Origin of the sequence: Amphritea atlantica (genome assembly GCF_018860855.1) — a bacterium.
GTDB classification, from domain to species: Bacteria; Pseudomonadota; Gammaproteobacteria; order Pseudomonadales; family Balneatricaceae; genus Amphritea; species Amphritea atlantica_A.
Genome location: NZ_JAHKQE010000026.1, coordinates 1 through 2,397, shown reverse-complemented (window position 1 = coordinate 2,397; position 2,397 = coordinate 1). Strand labels below are relative to the sequence as shown.

The 2,397-nt window shown below is 31.5% G+C and carries 3 protein-coding genes; 2 read left to right on the top strand and 1 reads right to left on the bottom strand.

From position 1 onward, the window contains the following. On the top strand, nucleotides 1–857 hold an 857-nt coding region (locus KO512_RS20210; RefSeq protein WP_436792277.1), incomplete at its 5' end, for a hypothetical protein. Between the two features lie 535 nt (nucleotides 858–1,392). Further along, nucleotides 1,393–1,803 (top strand): DUF1878 family protein, encoded by a 411-nt coding sequence (locus KO512_RS11990; protein ID WP_215952593.1) that lies wholly within the window; start codon nucleotides 1,393–1,395, stop codon nucleotides 1,801–1,803. 131 nt (nucleotides 1,804–1,934) lie between these two features. Here KO512_RS11990 and KO512_RS11985 read toward each other — a convergent pair whose 3' ends face one another. Next, a complete protein-coding gene (locus KO512_RS11985) occupies nucleotides 1,935–2,186 on the bottom strand; it encodes a hypothetical protein (RefSeq protein ID WP_215952592.1) in 252 nt (83 codons plus the stop codon). Nucleotides 2,187–2,397: the final 211 nt, after the last annotated feature.

The window sequence follows — 2,397 nt, the reverse complement described above, 5'->3', positions numbered from 1 at the left end:
GGGAAAAGGTTTCAGCAAAAGAAGTACTAACACGTAAAGAGTTAAAAACATTTCATCAAGATTTAGATACCTTTTTAAAGCAAGAAATTCCGCATATCTACAAAGAAGGCATTTTGAATGAGAAAACAATTGGTTTTGAGACAGTTAAAGAATTGAAAAGATATGCTGAGGAAATTCAAAACCAAAAAGATCAACAAAAAGCAAATGCGACTGCAGAAATGAAAGTGTTTAAAGAACCCAAACAAGTGTTGAAGAAAATTGAAGTATCAGCAAAGAAAAGGATATTTGGAGATAAGGTCACATTGCCATCTCAGGATTTTGAGAAATTAAAAGCGTTATCTGTATCTAGTATGAAGGTCCAATATCAAGCTGGAAGAAGAATGGATGAAGCAACCGAAAAAATTAAGGAATGGGAAGAGAAGTATTATGATGCGGATCGAAGGGCAGACCATGCTGAACTTCAATTTAGTTTATTAGAAAAAGAAGTAGACCAACTGAAGAAACACCGAACAGACGCTATTGTATATAAAAGTATGTTGGAAGATACAAACAGAGGGGCAGAGATTAGTGAACTAGAAAAGAAAGGTCGTTTGGTTCTGTTTAATCTGGAAAATGGACATGAACCTGAAAATCAAAAAGAAGGGGAACGATGGCTTTCTATCTTGGAAGAGAATAAAAAGGCACAGACAATTCCTCAGAAGCGCCTAGAAGCTTTTATAGAGCGTTTAAAAGCGTTCCTAGATAAAATGCTTGGGAAAGGGAAAGAATTCTCTCTAGAAGGCTTAAAACGCAAATCAGAGCAATTGAAACAAACGAGACAACCAAAAACAAAAAGAGACAGAGGAATGGAACGGTAAAAAAGCGACACTCTTATAATGGATGTCGCTTTTAATTTGAAAAAGACTAACTTTATAATTTGTAGAATTATAAAGTTAGTCTCATAAATCAGTTTTTATAATCTCATGAATTTATAAATTATAATTTGTGGGATTATAAAAGTTTAAAAGATATCACAAGCTATGATACCTTTACGTATAGTTTTTGTTATATCCTATAACATTTTCATTTGTTCATTGAGGGGTACCGCCAGCATTTCGGAAAAAAACCACGCTAAGAGTATGCAAGATTATATACAGTTTTTTGGCTAATCCAGTAACAAACGAGAAACCTAAAACCGCGCCATAATAGGAATGTATAAAAAAATGCATAGGTCCATAGAACGAAAAAAGGAGGTTCCCTTGTGAGAGTAGGGTTCCTCCTTTTTCCTTGCTACCGATAATGATGCGTTATGTTAATTAGAATTGTATAGATTATACATCATAGATATTTGTATCTTAAATTATATATTGTTATTATATACTGGTTAATTTAGGAAAATACAGGAGGGAAAACATGGATTTAATTAAAGAAGTGACTTTATTAAAATATCAATTTAGACTTATGCAAAGTATGATTCAATCAGATGAATTCCCATTTTATAACTTTGTTATAGATTGGGAACTTGAAGAAGAACAAGTAAAGGTTTTAACAAAAATTTTAATTGTATTTCATGATCGATTAACTAAAGAAGAAGTTTCGATTTTTGGACAAAATGATCATTTGTTTTCTAAATTTAAACTTCCTTTAGATATGCTATACCGCTCCCAAAAACCTAATTTAGATGAGTTTAAACTATATATCACTAAGATTTTTTATCAAGAATTTGAATTGAAATACTTATTATTAAATTTAAAAAAACAATGTATTTTTGTGAATGTCTGTGATCATCTCTTAGAGCAATTACAAATTAGTAATAGCATTTAATTCTGTGAATAGAAAAGCCCTTCAATTCAGTAATCTGAAGGACTTTTGGTAATTTCCTAAATACATTGACTTCCACTAACGAGAATTATGTAAATAAGCTGTCCATATGGACAGCTTATTTTATTTTTTGCTTAGCGTGGTTTTTTTCCGAAATGCTGGCGGTACCCCATTGATAGAATAAATTGTACTCCTTGTTTGAATCCTTCTCTATAAAACTCTTCTTGCATGTCTGACATTTCTAACGTGATTGCTAGTTCAAGTTGAGTAAATTCTTCAAAAGTGAATTTATCTTGATGTTTATGTAACTCCTCAAGATTCTCGATTTTTGCTAATTCTTGTACACTTTGCTCCACAATCATTTCTAACATTTGGTTTGCAGTCATTATAAATTCCTCCAGTTAATGTATTTGATTTATATAAAATGTTTCTGCATACTGGAGACATGCAAATAGGGGTCTCAATCTTATCTGCACGGTGTTCTCTGTATTTCAGTATGCAGGGAACATTTTTTATTTAAGCTTCTATTTCTTCGAGTTCTTCTTCTGTTTTTTCGATTTCTTTTAATCTAAGAGTTTTACCACTTGAATTTAATTC